This is a genomic window from Pelagibius sp. 7325 (assembly GCF_037652055.1).
In the GTDB taxonomy this organism is placed as follows: Bacteria; Pseudomonadota; Alphaproteobacteria; order Kiloniellales; family Kiloniellaceae; genus Pelagibius.
Window position 1 is genome coordinate 948378 of sequence record NZ_JBBKAH010000002.1, and the last position, 20705, is coordinate 969082.

Consider the following 20705-nt stretch of genomic DNA (forward strand, 5'->3'; position numbering starts at 1 on the left):
GCTGCGTCAGGCCGCCGGGCGGTCCAGCGAGTAGCCCGCCGAGCGCACGGTGCGGATCAGGTCATCCTCGCCACCCTGGTTCAGCGCCTTGCGCAGGCGGCGGATATGCACGTCGACGGTGCGCGGCTCTACGTAGACGTCGCGGCCCCACACGGAATCCAGCAACTGCTCGCGGGTGAATACGCGCCCCGGATGCTGCATCAGGTGGCGCAGCAGGCGAAATTCCGTCGGCCCCAGGTGGATATCCTGGCCGCTACGGCGCACGCGGTGGGCCGCCAGGTCCATCGCCAGGTCTTCGAAAGTCAGCATCTCGCTGCTGAGCTCCGGCTTGCTCCGGCGCAACACCGCATTGATGCGTGCGATGAGCTCGGCAGGCGAGAACGGCTTCGTAATGTAATCGTCGCAGCCGCTGTCCAGCCCGCGCAGCTTGTCGGTCTCCTCGCCGCGTGCGGTCAGCATGATGATCGGCACGCGTTTGGTCTCGGCCTTGCTGCGCAGCTGGCGGCAGACCTCGATACCCGACATCAGCGGCAGCATCCAGTCGAGCAGAATGAGGTCCGGCACTTCCTCCGCCGCCGCCACCAGGGCTTCCTCGCCGTCGCCGGCGGTGTTGGCGCGAAAGCCGGCGCCTTCCAGATTGTAGCGCAACATCGTGACCAGGGCTTCCTGGTCCTCGACGATCAGAACTAGAGGTTTCACGCCCCTTTCCTCTCCCTATGCCTTACCACTCTAACTTAGCCCCTATTTCTTGCCGTTAACTTCCGGGTTGAGCACCTGGAAGCTCGACAGATCGCCCTTGGGCCGGCCGCCATGGATGCGCTTGCCGGTCGAAAGGTAGTGCGTCGTCTCTGCAATGTTGGTCGCATGGTCGCCGATGCGCTCGATGTTCTTGGCGATGAACAGCAGGTGCGTGCAAGGCGTAATGTGTCGCGGGTCCTCCATCATGTAGGTCAGGAGTTCGCGGAACAGCGCCGTGTACATCTCGTCGACTTCCTCGTCGCGGTGCCACACGTCTATGGCGCGGTTCGGGTCGTGATTGGCATAAGCGTCCAGCACGTCCTTGATGATTGCCTGCACCAGCTTGGCCATGCGCGGGATGGAGCGCGCGGCTTCGTGCGGTGTCAGCTGGTTCAGGGCGATGGTGCGCTTGGCGACGTTCTTGGCATAGTCGCCGATGCGCTCCAGATCGCTGGAGATCTTCAGTGCGGAGATGACTTCGCGCAGGTCGTTGGCCATGGGCTGGCGCAGCGCCAGGGTGCGGACCGCGTTTTCATCCAGCTCCAGATCCATCTGGTCGATGGCCTCGTCGCCGGCGACGATCTTTTGGGCCAGATCGGTATCGCGGCGCACCAGCGCCTCGATGGCTCCTGCCAGTTGCGCTTCGGCGACACCGCCCATGCGCAGAACCACGGCGTTCAGCCGTTGCAGTTCCTCGTCGAAGGATTTGACGATATGTTCGCTGTTCATGCCTGTTCGTCCTTAGGGCGTTCCTGGTACCTGTCTTGCCGCGCGGGTTCCGTACTCAGCCGAAGCGGCCGGTGATGTATCCCTGGGTGCGCTCGTCGGTCGGGGTGGTGAAGATCTGCTCCGTCTCGCCCCACTCGACCAGATGACCGAGGTGGAAGAAGGCCGTCCGCTGAGATACGCGGGCGGCCTGCTGCATCGAGTGGGTGACGATGACGATGGTGAAGTTCTGCCGCAGCTCGTCGATCAGCTCTTCGATCCTGGCGGTCGCGATGGGATCGAGGGCGGAACAGGGCTCATCCATCAGGATCACTTCGGGATTGACGGCGATGGCACGGGCGATGCAGAGGCGCTGCTGCTGGCCGCCGGAAAGTCCCGTTCCCGGTTCCTTGAGGCGGTCCTTCACTTCTTTCCACAAACCGGCGCGCTTCAGCGAACTCTCGACGATCTCGTCAAGGACGTCCTTGCCTCCGCCAAGACCGTGAATTCGCGGGCCATAGGCGATGTTGTCGTAGATCGATTTGGGAAAGGGATTTGGCTTCTGGAAGACCATGCCGACGCGGGCACGCAACTGCACGACGTCGATGTCGCGTGCGTAGATGTCCTGCTTGTCCAGCATGATCTCGCCGACGACGCGGCAGCCCTCGATGACATCGTTCATGCGATTGATGCAACGCAAAAAGGTCGACTTGCCGCAGCCCGAGGGGCCGATGAAGGCGACCACCTCGTTGTTGTAGATGTCGATATCGACGCCCTTGAGGGCATGAGTGTCGCCATAGTAGACGTTCACGTCTCGCGCCATGACGCGCGCAAGTGCGGCGCTTGGAGCCTTGGCCCCGGGTCCCTGCTGTGCGGCATAGGCCAGGTCCGGGCGGGGGCTCTCCAGGGCTTCGATTTCCGACATGTCTTGCGTTCCTTTCCGCACTCAGCGCGTTGCGGCAGCCGGTCCGGCCGGCTGGCTGGGTGTATCGCCTCGATGAATCTTTATTTGCGCTACCATTTCCGCTCCAGCTTCTGGCGCAGGAAGATGGCGATGGCGTTCATGAAAATCAGGAATCCGATCAGCACCAGGATCGCCGCCGAGGTGCGCGCCACGAAGCCGCGTTCGGGGCTGTCGGCCCAGATGAAGATCTGCGTCGGCAGGGCCGTTGCCGGATCGGTGAGGCCGCCGGGCTCCGAGGTGATGAAGGCATTCATGCCGATCAGCAGCAGCGGCGCGGTCTCGCCCAGCGCCTGGGCCAGGCCGATGATGGTGCCGGTCAGGATGCCGGGCATGGCCAGCGGCAGCACGTGGTGCATAACCACCTGGTGGCGGGACGCGCCGATACCGAAGGCCGCCTCGCGGATCGACGGCGGCACGGCCTTCAGGGCGGCACGGGTCGCGATGATGATGGTCGGCAGGGTCATCAGCGACAGCACCATGCCGCCGACCAGCGGCGCCGAGCGCGGCAGGCCGAAGAAGCCGAGGAAGACGGCCAGGCCGAGCAATCCGAAGACGACGGAGGGCACCGCGGCCAGGTTGTTTATGTTGACCTCGACCAAGTCGGACCAGCGGTTCTTGCGCGCGAACTCCTCAAGATAGATAGCCGCGGCGATGCCGACCGGGAAGCTGATCAGGAAGCAGACCAACAAGGCGTAGAACGATCCGACCAGGGCGCCGGAGAGGCCCGCCAGCTCGGGAAAGCGGCTGTCGGCAGAAGTGAAAAGGGCCCAGTTGAAGGGCGCGGAAATGAAACCCTGGGCAACCAGCTGATCGTAGTAGCCGATCTGCAGATCACTCACGCGGCGCTGATCCTCGGGCACGTCGCGCGGGGTGATGCCTTTATGAAACTGATCGATGGGGTCGGCGACGGGCACCGAGATCGAAATCGTCTGCCCGATCAGCGACGGATCGTCCATCACGCGGTCGCGCAGCAGATAGGGCGCGCCGGCGCTGAGCATGTCGAAATAGGCGCGCTGTTCGGTCCGGTTCATCTCGCCGGGCAGAAGCTGGGCGAAGGCATCGCGCGCCAGCTTGCGATAGTTGCCGCCACCGACGTTGTCGGCGGGCACCTGGGCCGGGTCGACGTAAACCTGCAGCGGCACTTTGGTCTGCACGAAGGCGGAGTAGCCCGACAGGATAAGGGAGCCCAGCAGGATCCCAAGCAGGCCGATTGCCAGGGCGATGGCTCCCAGGCCGTAGATCTGCATGCGGCGGTCGGCCGCGTGACGGCGCCGCACGCGACCGCGCGCGTCCTCGGAAAGCCAGTCGTGCGTCTCGGACATGCTGGTACTGACCATCAGTCGTACTTCTCCCGATATTTCTGCACGATCCGCAGGGCGACGACGTTGAGGCACAAGGTCACGAGGAACAGCACCAGACCCAATGCGAAGGCCGCAAGAGTCTTGGGATTGTCGAACTCGGTATCGCCGATCAGCAGGGTGACGATCTGCACCGTCACGGTGGTTACGGAATCGAGGGGGTTCACCGTCATCTTGGCGATCAGGCCGGCGGCCATGACGACGATCATGGTCTCGCCGATGGCGCGGCTCAGGGCCAGCAGCACGCCGCCCATAATGCCGGGCAGCGCGGCCGGCAGCAGCACTTCCTTGATCGTCTCCGCCTTCGTCGCGCCCATGGCATAAGAGCCGTCGCGCAGGCTGCGCGGCACGGCGTTCAGCGCGTCATCGGAGAGCGAGGAAATGAAAGGAATGATCATGATTCCCATCACGCCGCCGGCCGCCAGGGCACTGTTCGGGGCGACGTCCAGGCCGATGGCGCTGCCGAATGCACGCATCGCCGGTGCGACCGTGAGCACCGCGAAGAAGCCATAAACCACCGTCGGGATGCCAGCGAGAATCTCGAGCACGGGCTTGACGGCCTGACGAAAGCGCGGACCGGAATATTCCGCGAGATAGATGGCCGAGAACAGGCCGACGGGAATGGCGACGGTCATGGCGATCAAGGCGACCACCAGGGTGCCGAGGAAAACCGGGACAGCGCCGAACGCGCCGTGCCCCGCGACCTGGTCCGCGCGGATGGCAATCTGCGGTTCCCAGTTCAGGCCGAAGAGGAATTCCGTAAGGGGAATGCGATCGAAGAAGCGGTAGGCCTCGAAAAGCAGGGAGACGACGATGCCGAGGGTGGTCACGATCGCGACCACCGCGCAGGCGATCATCAGGCCGTCGAGCACGTGCTCGACCCCGTGGCGCGCGCGGAAGTCGGGGTTGATGCGGCGGCGGGTCAGCGCAAGCCCGAGCAGGCCGAGGGCGGCGCAACTGGCGACCATGGCCCAGCCGGCCAGGGCAGCCCAGGACCGCAGGCGCTCGGCGGCTTCAACGATCGCGGGATCGGGCTCACCGAAGATCTGGCCGCCGGCGATGCTGCGGATCTCGCTGATCAGCAGCGATCGGTTTGCCGCGTCGGCACCTTCGGTCAGGCGCTCCGGCAGGCTTGCCAGAACCAGGTTGTTGATCACCGAGTCCTGCAGCAGCAGCCAGATCAGCGCGAGGAAGAAAGCGGGCAGACCCACCCAGAGGGCGACGAAAGTTCCGTGGTAGCCCGGCAGGGAGTGGCTGTGCGCGCCGCTTGCAGCGGCCATCGCGACGACGCGGCTGCGGGCCATGAGGTAGCCGAGGGTGCCAAGAACAAGAAGCACCAGCATCACAAGTTGGAACATGGGCCGACCGGGGAAAATACGATTTCAGAGAACGCGCCCGCGGGCACGCAGAGGGTGGCGGAGACCGCCGCCGGTGGCTTGGCGGCGGTCTCTTGCCAGGGCTTGGGGTCACTGACCCATGAAGCGGCCCATGTGCTTGCCGCTCAGGACGGCGTCCTGGACCTCAGCACGCTTCTCGTCCGAGAGCGAGACCAGGCCGCGCTCTGCGAGATAGCCGTCCGGACCCAACGCCGCCTCGCTCATGTACTCGGCGACGAACTCGTTGAGGCCGGGGATGACGCCGCGATGGGCGTTCTTGACGTAGACGAACAGCGGGCGCGAGACACCGTAGTCGCCGCTGGCGATGGTCTCTTCGTTCGGCGCCACGCCGTTCACCTTCACGGCCTGCAGCGTGTCCTGGTTCTCGTACAGGAACGAGTAGCCGAAGATGCCGAAAGCGCTTGGGTCGGCATTCAGGCGCTGCACGATGAGGTTGTCGTTCTCGCCGGCCTCGATGAAGGGGCCGTCCTGGCGCATGCGGCTGCAGACTTCCTTATGGCGGTCGCCGTCCAGCGACTTGATGGCCTCGAACTCACCGCAGCCCTCTTCCATCACCAGCTCGACGAAGGCATCGCGCGTGCCGCTGGTCGGCGGCGGGCCGAACACCTGGATCGGCTCGTTTGGCAGCGAAGAATCGATCTCGCTCCAGTTCTTGTAGGGGTTGGCGACGACCTTGCCGTCGACCGGAACCTCGGCGGCCAGAGCCAGATACAGCTGCCCCTTGCTGATGTCCATCACCTCGCCCTTGCGAGAAACAGCGATGGAGAGGCCGTCATAGCCCAGCAGCGCCTCGGAGATGTTGTCCACGCCGTTGGCCTGGCACAGCTCGTACTCGGACTTCTTCATGGCGCGCGAAGCACCGGTCATGTCCGGGTGGTCGGAGCCGACGCCCTGGCAGAAAATCTTCATGCCGCCGCCGGTGCCGGTCGACTCGACGACCGGCGCCGAGAAGCTGGTCTTGTTGGCGTACTCTTCCGACACCGCCTGGGTGTAGGGGAACACCGTCGAAGAACCGACGATGCGAATCTGGTCACGCGCCTCGGCCATCGTCGGCGCAGCCATGACCAGGCCGGTAAAGGCCGCCACGGCGAGCTTGTTCTTGATCACGGGGAATACCTCCGCTGAATGCCCATTGGTGAAACTTGGTGCATTGCCCACCCTGCCGCACCTTTCACGGTGGCCCGGCCCGGTGGGTCCGGACCTTCGGGGAACGCTGCAATGCAAATGCCGGCCTCCTTGCCGGCGGGGCCAAACTAGGGCGTCTCGGCGATGCTATTACTACAGTTGTGTTACACTTAAATGACACTCGCCGCTCGGCGGGGAGAACTTCATCGAATCTTAGGATTTCCGCCGATTTCCTCTTGGGAGGAACCGGTCCGGGAAGGATTTCTCGCCGCCTTGGCCGCAATTTGGGCGGCCACAGGGGCCTCCTTATGACGCCTTGGGGGTGGCCAGGGCGGTCGCCTTTTCCACTGCCGAAGGCAGGTAGACCGAGAAGGTGGCACCCTCGTTGGGGCGGCTTTCGATCTCCAGCACGCCGCGGTGGCGATTGATGATGTGCTTCACGATGGCAAGGCCCAGGCCGGTGCCGCCGAGGCGGCGCGAGCGCCGGCTGTCGACCCGGTAGAAGCGCTCGGTCAGCCGCGGGATGTGCTCGCGCTCGATGCCCTCGCCCTCGTTGAAGACCGAGACTTTGATGCCGGCGCGGCCGAGGCGCCGCTCGCCCGCCCCGCCCTTGGCCAGGGGACGGGCGGCGACGCGGATAACGGTGTTGTCCTCGCCGTACTTGACGGCATTGTCGAGGAGGTTCTGGAACACCTGGGTCAGCTCGTCGCGGTCGCCGATAACCGGAGGCAGCGGTTCAGTGGCGATCTCGATGCGCATGCCGCGGCGCGCCGCCTCCAGCTCCAGGGTCGAGGCGACCGAGGCGAGGATCTGGCCGAGATCGCTGCGGCTGCTGGGGGCTGTGTGCTCCTGCAGCTCGATGCGCGAAAGCGACAGCAGGTCGTCGACCAGCCGCGACATCCGGTGCGACTGCTCCTCCATGATTTTAAGGAAGCGCTCCTGCGCCTCCTTGTCCTCGCGCGCCGGGCCGCGCAGGGTCTCGATAAAGCCGATCAGGCTGGTCAGCGGCGTGCGCAGTTCGTGGGAGACGTTGGCGACGAAGTCAGCGCGCATGCGCTCGCTCTGCTTGACGCCGGTCAGATCGTAGAGCGCGATCATGACGCTGGCGCTCTCGTGCTTGGTGGCCGGCAGGCGCAGCACCCGGGCGGCCAGGTTGCGCTCGACCTTGCCGGGGATGGCGAACTCAACGGTTTCCTGCTCGCCGCCCTTAAGTACCGCGTCCACGGCGGCCAAGAGGGCCGGGTTGCGGATACCCAGTGCCAGCTCGCGCCCCGTCAGGTCGTGACCCAAGAGCGCCTCCGCGGCCGGATTGACGCGCAGCACCCGGCGGTTCTGGCCGACCAGGATCAGCGGGTCAGGCAGGCCGGCCAGCACGGCGGCGTTCATCGCCATGGTGTCTTCCAGCTCGTGGCGTCTGGCGCGTTGCTCGCGCGCGGTCTCGGCAATCGCATCGCTGAGACCCGGCGACAGCAGGTCGCCGGCAGAAGGCGCCGCCGGCAGCGGGCGGTCATCGCCCGCCGCGCGGAGCCGGCCCAGATAGCGAGTCAGCGCCCGCACCCGGCGGAAATGCTGGTTCAGCATGAGGGCCAGCAGGCCCAGCACCACGACGGCGGCGATCCCGGCGACGCCAGGCGAGATCAGTCCATCCGCCAGCAGCACCAGCAGCACGGCCAGCGTAGGCAGCCAGAGCGCGGCAGCGGCGAGCAGCAGCCGGCCGAAATCCGGCGCAGCGCCGCCGGCCTCGCCGCCCGCTGGCGGCCGCGTCGTCTCATCGCGGTGCTGCGGCCCCTGCTCGGTCATGCGGTGTCCAGCTGTTTGCGGATCAGGACTATAAGCTTAGCACGCGCAGGGCGCGCCGCGCGTGAAGGTTTTGCAACGTAAGGCCTCTCCCGCCCCAGCGGTCTCACCTCAAGCCGACGACATGCCGGCGGATGTAGCGGTGGAGCAGCCAATAGACGAGCACCATGGTCACGGTGAATATGACGAAGTGGGGGCCTGCCACAAGGGGCTGCATCCCGATAATCGTCCAAAAATCTATGAAGAACAGGAAGGCGGCCATCAGAAGCAGCAGCACCACGCCCCAGCTGCTGAAAGTCGTCAGGCTCCAGGATCGCATGCGCCACAGGCCAATGGTCGTCGCTCCGGCCGTCACCGCGTAGGCGACGGTCAATACGGTGATGACGACAGGCCAACCTTCAATCTGTGAGGGAAACACGACAGAGTTTAAAGCGGCAGCCAGCGTCAGCCACCCCATCAACAGGCTGAGGAGGGTAACGCCAAACGGCCTCTTGCGCCCGGCGCTGCCGGTGGGAGCGTGCGCGGACATCTCAGCCCTGCTTTTCGCTCGCTTGCGCGTCGTAGGCAGACAGGGCGGCGGCAGTCACCAGGTCGTTTACCGTGGCTCCCAGCTGCACCACCTGCGCCGAGTGGGCGAGGCCGATGAGGATCGGCCCGATGACGGTGCCGCCGCCGGCCTGCTGCATCAGCTTGGCCGTGATGTTGGCGCTGTGCAGGCCGGGCATCACCAGTACGTTGGCTGGGCCGGTGAGCCGCGAGACCGGGTAGTGCGCCTTCATCAGCGGAAAGTTCAGCGCTACGTTGGCCTGCATCTCGCCGTCGTATTCGAAATCCGGCTCGCGCAGGTCCAGCAGCTGCACTGCGTCGCGGATACGCTGCGCCGCCGGATGCCAGGGGTTGCCGAAGTTGGAATAGGACAGCAGGGCGACGCGAGGCTCGTGGCCCAGGGTGCGCGCCGCCGCGGCCGCCTGCACGGCAATGTCGGCCAGCTGCTCGGCGTTGGGCAGCTCATGCACCGAGGTGTCGGCGATGAAGATGGATCGGCCGCGCACCACCAGGATGGAAAGCCCGAAGACGCGCTGCTTGGCCGTGGGGTCGATGGCGCGGCGGATGTCGTCGTAGGCGACGCCGAAGCTGCGGGTCAGCCCGGTCACCATGGCATCGGCCTCGCCGCAGGCGACCATGCAGGCGGCAAAGACGTTGCGGTTCTGGTTCACCATGCGCTGGCAGTCGCGCTTCAGCGAGCCGAGTCGGCCCAAGCGCTGATAGAGAAAATCGACGTAGCGCGCGTTGTTCTTGGACAGGCGGGCGTTGTGGATTTCCAGGCCGTTGTGGGCGACCCCCATGGTCTTCATGGTCTCCAGCACGCGCTGCTCGCGGCCGACCAGGACCGGAGTACCGTAGCCGGCCTGCTGGAAGGCCAGCGCGGCGCGGATGGTGCGCTCCTCCTCGCCCTCGGCAAAGACCACCCGCTTGGGATTCTCGCGCACCTTGTCGAAGATGCGCTGCAGGCTAGCCGCCGTCGGATCGAGGCGGGCGGAGAGCTGCTGCTCGTAGGCGTGCAGATCGGCGATGGGTTTGCGCGCGACGCCGCTCTCCATCGCCGCCTTGGCGACGGCTTTGGGCACGGCGACGATGAGGCGCGGGTCGAAGGGCGCCGGAATGATGTAGTTGCGTCCATAGCGAAGCGTGCTGATCTCGTAGGCCCGGGCGACCTCGTCGGGCACATCCTCGCGCGCCAGCTTTGCCAGGGCTTCCGCGGCGGCGATCTTCATTGCCATGTTGATGGTCGAGGCGCGCACGTCCAGCGCCCCGCGGAAGATGTAGGGAAAGCCCAGCACGTTGTTGATCTGGTTCGGGTAGTCGGAGCGCCCCGTGGCCACGATGGCGTCGCTGCGGATCTCTGCGATCTCCTCGGGGGTGATCTCGGGGTCCGGGTTGGCCATCGCGAAGATGATCGGCTGGTCGGCCATGGAGCGGATCATCTCAGGCGTGAAGGCTCCTTTCACCGACAGGCCGATGCAAACGTCGGCGCCGGCCATCGCCTGGTCCAGGGTGCGCAAGCTGCTGTCGACGGCGTGGGCCGACTTCCACTGGTTCATGCCCTTCTCCCGGCCCTGATAGATGACGCCGCTGGTATCGCACAGCATCACCTGGTCGTGCGGCACGCCCATCGCCTTGAGCAGTTCGGCACAGGCGATACCCGCCGCACCGGCGCCATTGATCACCACTTTTACCTCGGCGATGTCGCGGCTGGTGAGTGCCAGCGCGTTGATAAAGCCGGCAGCCGTGATGATGGCGGTTCCATGCTGGTCGTCGTGGAACACTGGAATGTCCATCAGTTCCTTCAGGCGGTCCTCGATGACGAAGCACTCCGGCGCCTTGATGTCCTCCAGGTTCACCCCGCCCCAGGATTTTCCGAGGAAGCGGACGCAGTTCACGAACTCGTCGACGTCCTGGGTGTCGACCTCCAGGTCGATGCCGTCGACATCGGCGAAGCGCTTGAAAAGCACGGCCTTGCCTTCCATCACCGGCTTGGCCGCCTGGGCGCCGAGGTTGCCCAGGCCCAGCACCGCGGTACCGTTGGACACGATGGCGACGATGTTGCCCTTGGCCGTATAGTCGTAGGCCTTTGATTCGTCGTCGGCGATCCTCAGGCAGGGTGCGGCGACGCCAGGCGAATAGGCGAGCGAGAGATCGCGCTGGGTGGTCAGCGGCTTGGTCGCCTGGATTTCGAACTTGCCGGGCCGCCCGCAGGCGTGCAGCTCCAGGGCCTCTTCGTCCGTGACGCGATTCTTGTCCATACCTTTTTCCTCCCGCGGCGGCCCGCTATCCCCGGGCCGACACCGGGCGGTTGCTTTCAGGGCCTTGTTTTTCGGCAAAGATTAGAGGTGCCCGCTGGGGCCGTCAAAGGCTCGCGGCGGGCCGCCGCCAGGACCGGCTGCCTCGGTATCCGGCGTTATCTTATGTGTCGGTGAACGTCGCTGCCGCCGTGGCGGGCCAGCAGCGCCTCGGCCTCGTGGGCGCGGGCTTCGCTGTCGACGCGTACCCACAGCAAGATGGCGCCGGCTTCCAGCGCGCGGGCAAAGGCCTCCGTGTGGGGTGTTGCGCGCACGTCGTCCAGCAGGTCGACCAGGGCCGCACCAGTCAGACCGGCGGCCATGGCGCCGGCGATCGCGGCGCCTATGGGGCCGGATGCCAGCGCGATGAGCCCCGCAGCGGTCAGCGGTCCGACGTAGTTGATCTCGCCGACCAGGCCGGCGAGGGACTCCTGCCAGGCCTCGCTCGGCTTGCCCGCCGCGCTCAAGGATTCATGGGTATCCAGCACGGAGAGGTCGTCATGCTGGAAGCCGGCGTCTTGCAGCGCCTTCACTGCCGCGGTGAAGCTCTCCCGCGTGGCGAAGTTGCCCGCCACCTCGACGGTGACGTCTTCGCCGAAATCCTGCTTACCATCCATCACGTCGACGCATCTCCCCAGAAAATGAACCAGCCCGGCCACCACACTCTCCGTTGCCGGGATGATGGGCATTGATCCCCATCAGTTTGCCCGGCCTTATCCCCGTAACTTGGGCCCCCATGACTTGCATGGGCGCCGGGGGCCTGTGATAACCTCGGCCAAAGTAAAGCTATTGATCGATGACCGCACAAGCAGCGACTTCCCCAGCACCGTCGACCCAACAGCCGGCCGCCGCGTCTGCGGCCGGCGTGACGCCGCCGGGGGCGACCCCGATGATGGTCCAATACCTGGAGATCAAGCAGGCGCATCCCGGCTGTCTGCTGTTCTACCGCATGGGCGACTTCTACGAGCTGTTCTTCGAGGATGCCGAGCAGGCCTCGGCGGCCCTCGACATCGCTTTGACCAAGCGTGGCCAGCACCTGGGCCAGGATATCCCGATGTGCGGGGTGCCGGTGCATTCGGCCGACGGCTACCTCTCCCGTCTCATCCGCAAGGGCTTCAAGGTCGCCATCTGCGAGCAGATGGAGGACCCGGCCGAGGCCAGAAAGCGCGGCAGCAAGTCGGTGGTGCGCCGCGACGTGGTGCGGGTGGTGACGCCCGGCACCATCACCGAGGACGAACTGCTCGATGCCCGCGCCCACAACTACCTGGCGGCGCTCGCTGAGGCCGGCGGCGAACTGGGCCTTGCCTGGCTCGACATCTCGACCGGTGATTTCCTTGCCCAGCCGGTGGGGCCGCAGGGCCTTGCCGCCACCTTGGCGCGGCTTTCGCCCGGCGAGCTGATCCTCGCCGACCGCCTGCTGGAGAAGCCGGCGCACGATGAGGCCTTCGGCGCGCTGAAGGACAGGCTGACACCGCTGCCCGCCGCCCGCTTCGACAGCGCCAACGGCACCAGGCGCCTGGAAGAGGTGTTCGAGGTAAAGGCGCTGGACGCTTTCGGGCCCTTCGGACGCGCCGAGCTCGCCGCGGCTGGCGCCCTGCTCGACTACGTGACCCTGACGCAGAAAGGCCGCCTGCCCCGCCTGCTGCCGCCGCGCCGGCTGGCGGCGGGCGCGGTGATGGAGATCGATGCGGCCACGCGGCGCAACCTGGAACTGACCGAGGCGCTGACCGGCGGGCGTGCGGGCTCCCTGCTCGCCACCATCGACCGCACGGTGACCGGCGCCGGCGCGCGCCTCTTGGCCACCCGCCTCTCGGCGCCGCTGACCGACCCGTCGGCGATTGCTCGGCGGCACGACCTCATCGACCATTTCATCGACCACGACGGCCTGCGTCCAAACCTCAGGGGGGACTTGCGGGCGCGTCTGCGCCGTTGTCCGGACATCGAGCGCGCGCTCTCGCGGCTCAGCCTCGGGCGCGGCGGTCCGCGCGATCTGGCGGCGGTGCGCGATGCCCTGAAGGTGGCCGGCGAGCTGCGCGGTCTGCTGCAGCAGACCGCCGAACCGCCCGCCATGCTGGCGGAGGCCGTGCGTGATCTCGGACTTCACGACACGCTCATCGAACGCCTCGCGCGCGCGCTGGCACCGGAGCCGCCCCTGCAGGCGCGCGACGGGGGCGCCATCGCGCCCGGTTATGACGCCAACCTCGACGAGCTGCGCGGCTTGCGCGACGACAGCCGCAAGCTGATCGCCGGCCTGCAGCAGAACTATGCGCGCGAAAGCGGTGTCGCCTCGCTGAAGATCAAGCATAACAACGTGTTGGGTTATTTCATCGAGGTGACGCCGACCCACGCCGACAAGATATCGACGGGCGGAGACAGCCCCTTCATCCACCGCCAGACCCTGGCTTCGGCGAAGCGCTTTTCGACGGTCGAGCTGTCTGAGCTGGAACAGAAGATCGCCTCGGCGGCCGAGCGCGCGCTGGCGCTGGAAATGCAGCTGGTGCAGGACCTGGTGGGTGAGGTGCTGCAGCGCGGCGCGGAGATCGCCACGGCCGCCGGCGCGCTGGCGGCCCTCGATGTCGCCGCGGGCCTCGCCGAGCTGGCGGTGGCGCAGCGCTGGTGCCGGCCGAAGATCGATGGCTCGACAGCCTTTCATATCACTGCCGGGCGCCATCCGGTGGTGGAAGCCGCCCTAGCGGCGGCGCAGGAAAGCGGCTTCGTCGCCAACGACTGCCGCCTGGAAGACGGATCCGATGAGTCCGGGGGCCGCATCTGGCTGGTGACCGGCCCCAACATGGCCGGCAAGTCGACCTTCCTGCGCCAGAATGCCCTTATCGCCGTGCTGGCCCAGATGGGCAGCTACGTGCCGGCGGAGGCGGCCCACATCGGCGTTGTCGACCGCCTGTTCTCGCGCGTCGGCGCCGCCGACGACCTGGCGCGCGGGCGTTCCACCTTCATGGTGGAGATGGTGGAAACCGCCGCTATCCTGAACCAGGCGGGGCCGCGCGCGCTCGTCATTCTGGACGAAATCGGCCGCGGCACGGCGACCTTCGACGGCCTTTCCATCGCCTGGGCCTGCCTGGAACACCTGCATGAGGTGAACCGCTGCCGCACGCTTTTCGCCACCCACTACCACGAACTCACCAGCCTCGCCGCCAAGCTCGACTCCCTGGTATGTCACACCATGCGGGTGAAGGAATGGCAGGGCGACGTGGTCTTTCTGCACGAGGTGACGGCGGGCGCCGCTGATCGTTCCTACGGCATCCATGTGGCCAAGCTCGCCGGGCTGCCCAAGGTAGCCATCGCCCGCGCCGAGGCGGTGCTCACCAGTCTGGAGCAGGGCGAGCAGGCCGGCGCGCTCACGCGCCTTGCCGACGACCTGCCGCTGTTCGCTGCGACGCTCGCCAGGACCGTCGCACCGGAGAAGAAGGCGAGTGCGGTGGAGACGGTGCTGGAAGACGTGAACCCGGATGCCTTGAGCCCGCGCGAGGCGCTCGATCTGCTCTACCGCCTGAAGGACCTCTCGAAGGACTAACCGGCGGCCGCTGCCGGGGCTTCCGACAGCCCGTCCAGCCAGGCCGCCGCGACGGCCTCTGCCTTCCGCCGCAGCTCATCCCGGCAGGCCAGCGCCTCGCGGCGCAGGCGCGGAACGTCGATCCCGGCGGAGGCGAGTTCCAGGGCGTGACCGACCAGCCACTGCTCGATGCGCGCCGGGTCGGCTTCCGGGTGGAACTGAAAGGCGATGACATTGCGCCCCAGGGCGAAGGCCTGGTTTTCGCAGATTTCCGTGGAGGCCAGCAAAGTGGCGCCGCTCGGCAGGTCGAAGGTATCGCCGTGCCAGTGCAGCGTGTCCGGTTCGGCGGCGAAGGGCCGCAGGCAGGAGGCCCGCCCGGCCTCTGTCAGCGTGACCGGGCCGATGCCGATCTCCTTCGTACCGCTGGGATAGACCGGCGCGCCGGCTGCCCGCGCGATGAGCTGGGCCCCCAGACAGATACCCATCAGCGGACGGCCGAACGCCAGGCGCCGTTCGATAAATGCGATCTCGTCGTTGAGGAAGGGATAGCTTGCTTCCTCGTAGACACTGATGGGGCCGCCCAGCACGACGACCAGGTCCGCCGCATCCGACCGCAGGCCGGCCAGGTCCGCCTCGCCGATGTCGAGGTACCGGATGGCATAGCCGGCGGCTTCCAGGGCGGGGGTGAAGGCCCCGAGGTCTTCGAACTTCACGTGGCGAATGGCAATGGCCGATTTCATGCTGTCTCGGTCTCCCCGGGGCGCTCAGCCGACGATTGCCTCGTTATCGCATCCGTCGCGCCGGAATCCTATTGCCCAGGCGGGGGTGCGGGGATGCGGACTTCCTGGAGCTGGCCCAACTGGTCGCGGTAGCGCACAAGCACGCGCCAGTCGCGGTAGCCGGCGGCGTAGGCTGTCGGGTCGCTCAAGGGGATCTCGGCGGTCAGGCGCTGGCTGCGGCGGACGTCATCGTCGCCGCTGAAGAGATAGCCAAGCGAGATGTGGGGGCGGATGCCGCTGGAGGAGCCGCCGCTGGCACCGATGCCGACGCCCGGCCCGGCGTTGCCGCCGCGGCCTTCCTCGCGGGTGATCACCTCCCGCTCCCGCGCCGGGATCTCGATGCCGGCCGGGTCGACCAGCGCCACCGTGGTGATCTGGCGCCCCGCCGGGATCTCGCTGACGTCCAGCCTCACCACCGCGTCGGCCACCCGGGCGGCCACGTGCATGGGGCGCGGCGTGTCGTCGGCGGCGCAGCCGGCCAGCACGACAACGGCCAGGACCGCCGGAAAACGGCGGCAAACCATGCGAGAAACCATGCGCAGGCGAACGGTGCTTAAGACGGCGAAGAGGATTCGTGCCATAGTGTCGGTCATTTAGTGCAAACACTCGCATTTCCCAGCAAGAGCGCGCATAAGATCGCCTTTTCGGGGGAATTCCAGGGAATCCGGCCAGGAAAACAGGCTGGCAGCCCCTGGAAAAGCACCCGCTTCGGGCCGATGTGAAGGATACCATGCCCAGCAGTCTCGATCTCGTTGAAGCCAAGACGGCGGCCTCTGCGGTCCCCGACGACGCCGATCTGCCCGCCGACGAGCGGGCGCTGGACGCTGTCGCCGGCGCGGAAATCGAGAACCCGCGGGCCATCGTCAACCGGCGCCGCCTCACCCAGCGGCTGGAAGAGATCTTCAAGCAGGTTACCGCGGGGCCGAAGCAGCGCCAGGCGGTGCTGAGCCTGCTGAAAGAGGCGCTGGCGGCCGGCCGTGCCGAGGTGCGCCGCCGCTTCGAGGATGATGGCGCCAGTGGCACGGCGACGGTGCGCGCCGAGGCCTACCTGGTCGACCAGTTGATCCGCGTGGTCTACGATCACGTCAGCCAGCGGCTCTATCCGCTGGCCAATCCCTCCACCGGCGAGCGCCTGTCGATGATCGCTGTGGGCGGCTATGGGCGCGGCGAACTGGCGCCGCAGTCGGATATCGACCTGCTGTTCCTGCTGCCCTACAAGATCACCCCGCGTAGCGAGCAGGTGGTCGAGGAGATCCTCTATCTGCTGTGGGACCTCGGCTTCAAGGTTGGCCACGCGACGCGCTCGATCAACGAATGCATCCGGCTTGCCAAGGGCGACGTCACCATCTGCACCGCGCTGCTCGAGGCCCGCTGGTTGTGGGGCGACCAGGTGCTTTTCCGCGATCTGCGGCAACGCTTCCACAAGGACGTGCAGGCCGGCGGCGCCACCAAGTTCATTGAAGCCAAGCTCTCCGAACGCAAGGTGCGGCACGACCGCTTCGGCGGCTCGCGCTATCAGCTGGAGCCGAACATCAAGGAGGGCAAGGGCGGCCTGCGCGATCTGCACACATTGTTCTGGATCGCCAAGTTCCTCTACAACGTCGACGACATCGCAACGCTTGTGCAGCGAAAGGTGTTCACCGCCGCCGAGGTGAGGACCTTCGAGAAGGCGCAGAATTTTCTCTGGACCCTGCGCTGCCATATGCACTACCTCTCCGGCCGCGCCGACGAGCGCCTCACCTTCGACATGCAGAAGTTGATCGCGCCGCGCATGGGCTTCACCCCGCACGGCGGCCTGATGGATGTTGAGCGCTTCATGAAGCGCTACTTCCTGGTCGCCAAAGAGGTCGGCGACCTGACGCGTATCTTCTGCGCCGTCATCGAGGCAGAGCACGACAGGCGATCGCGCTTCCGCCTGCCGACCCTGAAGCGCCGCCGCAAGGTTGAGGGCTTCGGGCTGGAAGGCGATCGTCTCACCGTGCCCGCGCCTGAGGTCTTCACCGAAGATCCGGTGGAACTGCTGCGCATCTTCCAGGTCGCGCAGAAGCACGAGCTCGATATCCATCCGGAGACGCTGCGCGCGATCACGCGCAAGCTGAAGCTGGTCGACAAGACGCTGCGCCAGGACCCCAGGGCCAATGCTCTCTTCCTCGACATGCTGACTTCGGAAAAGGATCCGGAAACGACCCTGCGGCGGCTCAACGAGGCCGGCGTCTTCGGGCGCTTCCTGCCGGACTTCGGGCGCGTTGTCGCGCAGATGCAGTACAACATGTACCACCACTACACGGTGGACGAGCACACCATCTTCGCCATCGGCATCCTGCATGCCATCGAGCAGGGTCGGCTGGCCGAGGCGGCGCCGATCGCCAGCGAAGTGGTGCACAAGATCCTGTCACGCCGCGTGCTCTACATGGCGGTGCTGCTGCACGACATCGCCAAGGGGCGCAACGGCGACCACTCCGAACTGGGCGCCAAGGTGGCGGAGAAGGTCTGCCCGCGCGTCGGCCTCGACGCGGCGGAAACCGAGACGGTGGCTTGGCTGGTGCTGCATCACCTCGCGATGAGCGACACCGCCTTCAAGCGCGACATCGACGATCCCAAGACCATCCAGGACTTTGCCGACCTGGTGCAATCGCCCGAACGCCTGCGCCTGCTGCTGGTGCTGACCGTCGCCGACATTCGCGCCGTCGGCCCCAACGTGTGGAACGCCTGGAAGGCGTCGCTGCTGCGCGACCTCTACTGGCGCACGGAATCACTGCTTTCCGGCGGACTCGCCGCCGAAGGGCGCGACGCGCGCGTCAAGCACGCCAAGGAAGAACTGAAGGAAAAGCTGAAGGAGACCGGCTGGGCCCAGAAGGACATCAGCGCCCACCTGCGCCGCGGCTATCCCTCCTACTGGAGCGGCCTCGACCTCGATACCCACCTGCGCCATGCCCGCTTGGTGCGCGAGGCCGAGGCGAGCGGCGCGCCCTTGACCATCGACACCCGCATCGACCGCTACCGCCAAGCGACGGAAGTCACGGTCTACACCGCCGACCACCCGGGCCTGTTCAGCCGCATCGCCGGCGCCATGGCGGTGGCGGGTGCTTCGATCACCGCGGCGCGTATCTTCACGCTGTCGAACGGCATGGCGCTCGATTCCTTTTATGTCGAGGACGCCACCGGCGGTGCCTTCGACCAGCCGGGCAAGCTGGCCAGGCTTTCCTCGGCGATAGAGCAGTCGCTGGCCGGGCGTCTCAAGCCGCTGCAGGAACTCAAGGCGCAGCAGTCGCCTATTCCCAGCCGCTTCAAGGTCTTCACGGTCCGGCCGCGTGTCCTCATCGATAACAAGGCGAGCCGCAGCCACACAGTGATAGAGGTGAACGGCCGCGACCGTCCGGGCCTTCTCTACCTCGTCACCACGACGCTGACGCGCCTCAACCTGATGATCAAATCGGCCCGCATCGCCACCTACGGCGAACGCGCGGTCGATGCCTTCTACGTGACCGACCCGCTCGGCATGAAGATCGAGAGCAAGCAAAAACTGCGGGCCATAGAAAAGAAGTTGCTGAGCGTGCTGGATGAGGGCGAGTGTGCCCCGGCGCCTAAGACGGCGAAAAAGCCCGCCGCAAGGAAGATTCCCCTGGCCAAAGAGGCCACGAAGAAAACCGTGCCCAAGAAGGCTGCGGCACCGAAGAACGTCGCCAAGAAAGCCGCCACCGCCCGCTCCGGCGCCCGTAAGGCCCCGGCGCGCAAGTCGCGCTAGATTGCCGTCCTTGAAGCCCGGGCGGCGGATACTGCTTTCGTTGATTGCAGTTTCGCCGCATTTCTCTAATACAGTGCGGGCATGAGCCTCGTTCGTTCCGTTGCCACCGTGGGCGGCTACACCGGTGTCAGCCGCATCCTCGGCTTCGTGCGCGACATCCTGATCGCCAATGTGGTCGGCGCCAGCCCGGTGGCCGATGCCTTCTTCGCCGCTTTCCGGCTGCCCAACCTGTTCCGCCGCCTCTTCGCCGAGGGCGCCTTCAATGCCGCCTTCGTGCCGCTCTTTGCGCGCCGGCTGGAGCAGGAGGGTGAGGCCGCGGCGCGGCGCTTCGCCGAGGAGGCTTTGTCGATCCTGGTCACCGCTCTGCTGGTGATCTCGGCGGCCTGTATGGCGGGCATGCCATGGTTCATCTACCTCATCGGCTCGGGCTTCTCGCAGGACCCGGAAAAGCTGGCGCTGGCCATAGATCTGACGCGCATTACCTTCCCCTATCTCCTCTTCATGGCGGTGGTGGCGCTGATCTCCGGCGTGCTGAACTCGCTCTACAGGTTCGCGGCGGCGGCGGCGGCGCCGATTTTGCTGAACGTCATCTTCATCGCAGCCCTGGTCGCCGTGCTGCCGTTCTTCACCGAGGTGCCGGGCCACGTCATGGCCTGGGCGGTCTGCGTTTCCGGTGCCGCGCAACTGATCTTCCTGGTGGTCGCAGCAAGGCGCGCCGGCATGGTGCTGCGCTTCCCGCGCCCGCGCCTCACCCCCGGCGTACGCCGCCTCATGGTGCTGATGGTGCCAGGCATGCTTTCGGCTGGCGCGCTGCAGATCAACATCTTCGTCGGTTCTTCCATCGCTTCCTGGCAGGAGGGTGCCTTCTCCTTCCTTTACTACGCCGACCGCGTGTACCAGCTGCCCCTGGGGCTTATCGGCATCGCCATCGGCGTTGTCCTGCTGCCCGACCTGGCGAGGAAGCTGCGCGCCGGCAACGAGAACCAGGCCCTGCACAGCCTCAATCGTGGCCTGGAGTTCGCGCTGCTGCTGACGTTGCCGGCTACCGTGGCGCTCGTCGTTCTCGCCGGGCCGGTGATCGGCGGCCTGTTCCAGCATGGCCGCTTCGGCGCCCAGGACGCGGAGGCCACGGCCTCTGCACTGGCCGCTTTCGCCTGGGGCCTGCCCGCTTTCGTGCTGGTGAAGATCCTGCAGCCGGCGTTCTATGCCCGCGAGGACACGGTAACGCCCTTCCGGTACTCCGTCGTTTCGGTACTCGCCAACATTGCGCTCAGCCTCTTCCTGTTCTGGCAGCTACGCCATGTCGGCATCGCGCTGGCCACCACGTTGGCCGCCTGGCTCAATGCGGTGCTGCTGGCGCTGTCGCTCAGGCGCTTCGGCTTCTGCCATCTCGACGAACGCTTTCGCCGCCGCCTGCCGCGCATCCTCGCCGCGTCGGCAGGCATGGGTCTCGCGCTCTGGGGCCTGCGCCAAGTCACCGATCCCTGGCTCAGCGACACCTTCGTCGAGCGGGCGAGCGCGCTGGGGATCCTGGTGGCGGTGGGGATGGCGGTCTACGGCGGCCTCGCCTTCGGCATCGGCGCCGTCTCGCGCAGCGACTTGGCGGGATCGCTGCGCCGCGGCGGCAGGAAAAGCGCTGACGTCGCCGACTGACGCCCACTCCGCGGGGGACGGGCGGCGAGACGCAGGGCGCCCGTGCATACGGGTCTTGCATGGTCAGACCTTGACCGCTCCCGGCTGTCCAGC

At 66.5% G+C, this 20705-nt stretch carries 15 protein-coding genes; 3 read left to right on the forward strand and 12 right to left on the reverse strand.

The window, feature by feature from the left end; translation table 11 throughout:
• Positions 1–6 precede the first annotated feature (6 nt).
• The 10 genes from phoB to WDC82_RS06520 all read right to left on the reverse strand — a co-directional run bounded on the left by phoB (position 7) and on the right by WDC82_RS06520 (position 11613).
• Entirely contained in the window at positions 7–699 is a 693-nt protein-coding gene (phoB, locus tag WDC82_RS06475; protein ID WP_340116435.1) for a phosphate regulon transcriptional regulator PhoB, read from the reverse strand.
• A gap of 42 nt (positions 700–741) precedes the next feature.
• On the reverse strand, positions 742–1467 hold the full coding sequence (phoU, locus tag WDC82_RS06480; protein ID WP_340116436.1) for a phosphate signaling complex protein PhoU: 726 nt from the start codon (positions 1465–1467) through the stop codon (positions 742–744).
• 55 nt (positions 1468–1522) lie between these two features.
• Positions 1523–2266 carry a phosphate ABC transporter ATP-binding protein PstB gene (pstB, locus tag WDC82_RS06485; RefSeq protein ID WP_340116966.1) on the reverse strand — a complete coding sequence of 248 codons (744 nt, stop codon included), beginning with the start codon at positions 2264–2266 and terminating at the stop codon, positions 1523–1525.
• A 191-nt stretch (positions 2267–2457) separates the two neighbouring features.
• Positions 2458–3744: a phosphate ABC transporter permease PstA gene (pstA, locus tag WDC82_RS06490; protein ID WP_340116437.1), complete on the reverse strand. Its 1287-nt coding sequence runs from the start codon at positions 3742–3744 to the stop codon at positions 2458–2460.
• Positions 3744–5123, reverse strand: coding sequence for a phosphate ABC transporter permease subunit PstC (gene pstC, locus WDC82_RS06495; protein ID WP_340116438.1), 1380 nt, complete (start codon positions 5121–5123; stop codon positions 3744–3746). Before pstC ends, pstA begins: the two co-directional genes overlap by 1 nt.
• A 108-nt stretch (positions 5124–5231) precedes the next feature.
• Positions 5232–6269, reverse strand: a complete 1038-nt coding sequence (locus WDC82_RS06500) for a PstS family phosphate ABC transporter substrate-binding protein (protein WP_340116439.1) — start codon at positions 6267–6269, stop codon at positions 5232–5234.
• Positions 6270–6593: 324 nt separating this feature from the next.
• Complete coding sequence (locus WDC82_RS06505) at positions 6594–8087, reverse strand: ATP-binding protein (protein ID WP_340116440.1); 1494 nt, start codon at positions 8085–8087, stop codon at positions 6594–6596.
• 103 nt (positions 8088–8190) lie between these two features.
• On the reverse strand, positions 8191–8613 hold the full coding sequence (locus tag WDC82_RS06510; RefSeq protein WP_340116441.1) for a hypothetical protein: 423 nt from the start codon (positions 8611–8613) through the stop codon (positions 8191–8193).
• A gap of 1 nt (position 8614) precedes the next feature.
• The gene (locus WDC82_RS06515; protein WP_340116442.1) at positions 8615–10888 is read right to left on the reverse strand and encodes an NADP-dependent malic enzyme; all 2274 of its coding nucleotides are present in this window, start codon (positions 10886–10888) and stop codon (positions 8615–8617) included.
• Between the two features lie 155 nt (positions 10889–11043).
• On the reverse strand, positions 11044–11613 hold the full coding sequence (locus tag WDC82_RS06520) for a hypothetical protein (RefSeq protein ID WP_340116443.1): 570 nt from the start codon (positions 11611–11613) through the stop codon (positions 11044–11046).
• 107 nt (positions 11614–11720) lie between these two features.
• Between WDC82_RS06520 and mutS the strand changes: the two genes are divergently transcribed.
• Positions 11721–14456 (forward strand): DNA mismatch repair protein MutS, encoded by a 2736-nt coding sequence (mutS, locus tag WDC82_RS06525; RefSeq protein WP_370661532.1) that lies wholly within the window; start codon positions 11721–11723, stop codon positions 14454–14456.
• Here the strand turns inward: mutS and WDC82_RS06530 are convergent.
• The gene (locus WDC82_RS06530; RefSeq protein WP_340116444.1) at positions 14453–15175 is read right to left on the reverse strand and encodes a glutamine amidotransferase; all 723 of its coding nucleotides are present in this window, start codon (positions 15173–15175) and stop codon (positions 14453–14455) included. The two genes, mutS and WDC82_RS06530, sit on opposite strands and share 4 nt — an antisense overlap.
• Positions 15176–15243: 68 nt before the next feature.
• Positions 15244–15807, reverse strand: coding sequence for a hypothetical protein (locus WDC82_RS06535; RefSeq protein WP_340116445.1), 564 nt, complete (start codon positions 15805–15807; stop codon positions 15244–15246).
• 137 nt (positions 15808–15944) lie between these two features.
• Here WDC82_RS06535 and WDC82_RS06540 point away from each other — a divergent pair, with 137 nt between their 5' ends.
• Together WDC82_RS06540 and murJ are read left to right on the forward strand one after the other, a co-directional pair.
• A complete protein-coding gene (locus WDC82_RS06540; protein WP_340116446.1) occupies positions 15945–18959 on the forward strand; it encodes a [protein-PII] uridylyltransferase in 3015 nt (1004 codons plus the stop codon).
• Positions 18960–19040: 81 nt separating this feature from the next.
• The gene (gene murJ, locus WDC82_RS06545; protein ID WP_340116447.1) at positions 19041–20612 is read left to right on the forward strand and encodes a murein biosynthesis integral membrane protein MurJ; all 1572 of its coding nucleotides are present in this window, start codon (positions 19041–19043) and stop codon (positions 20610–20612) included.
• Positions 20613–20705: the final 93 nt, after the last annotated feature.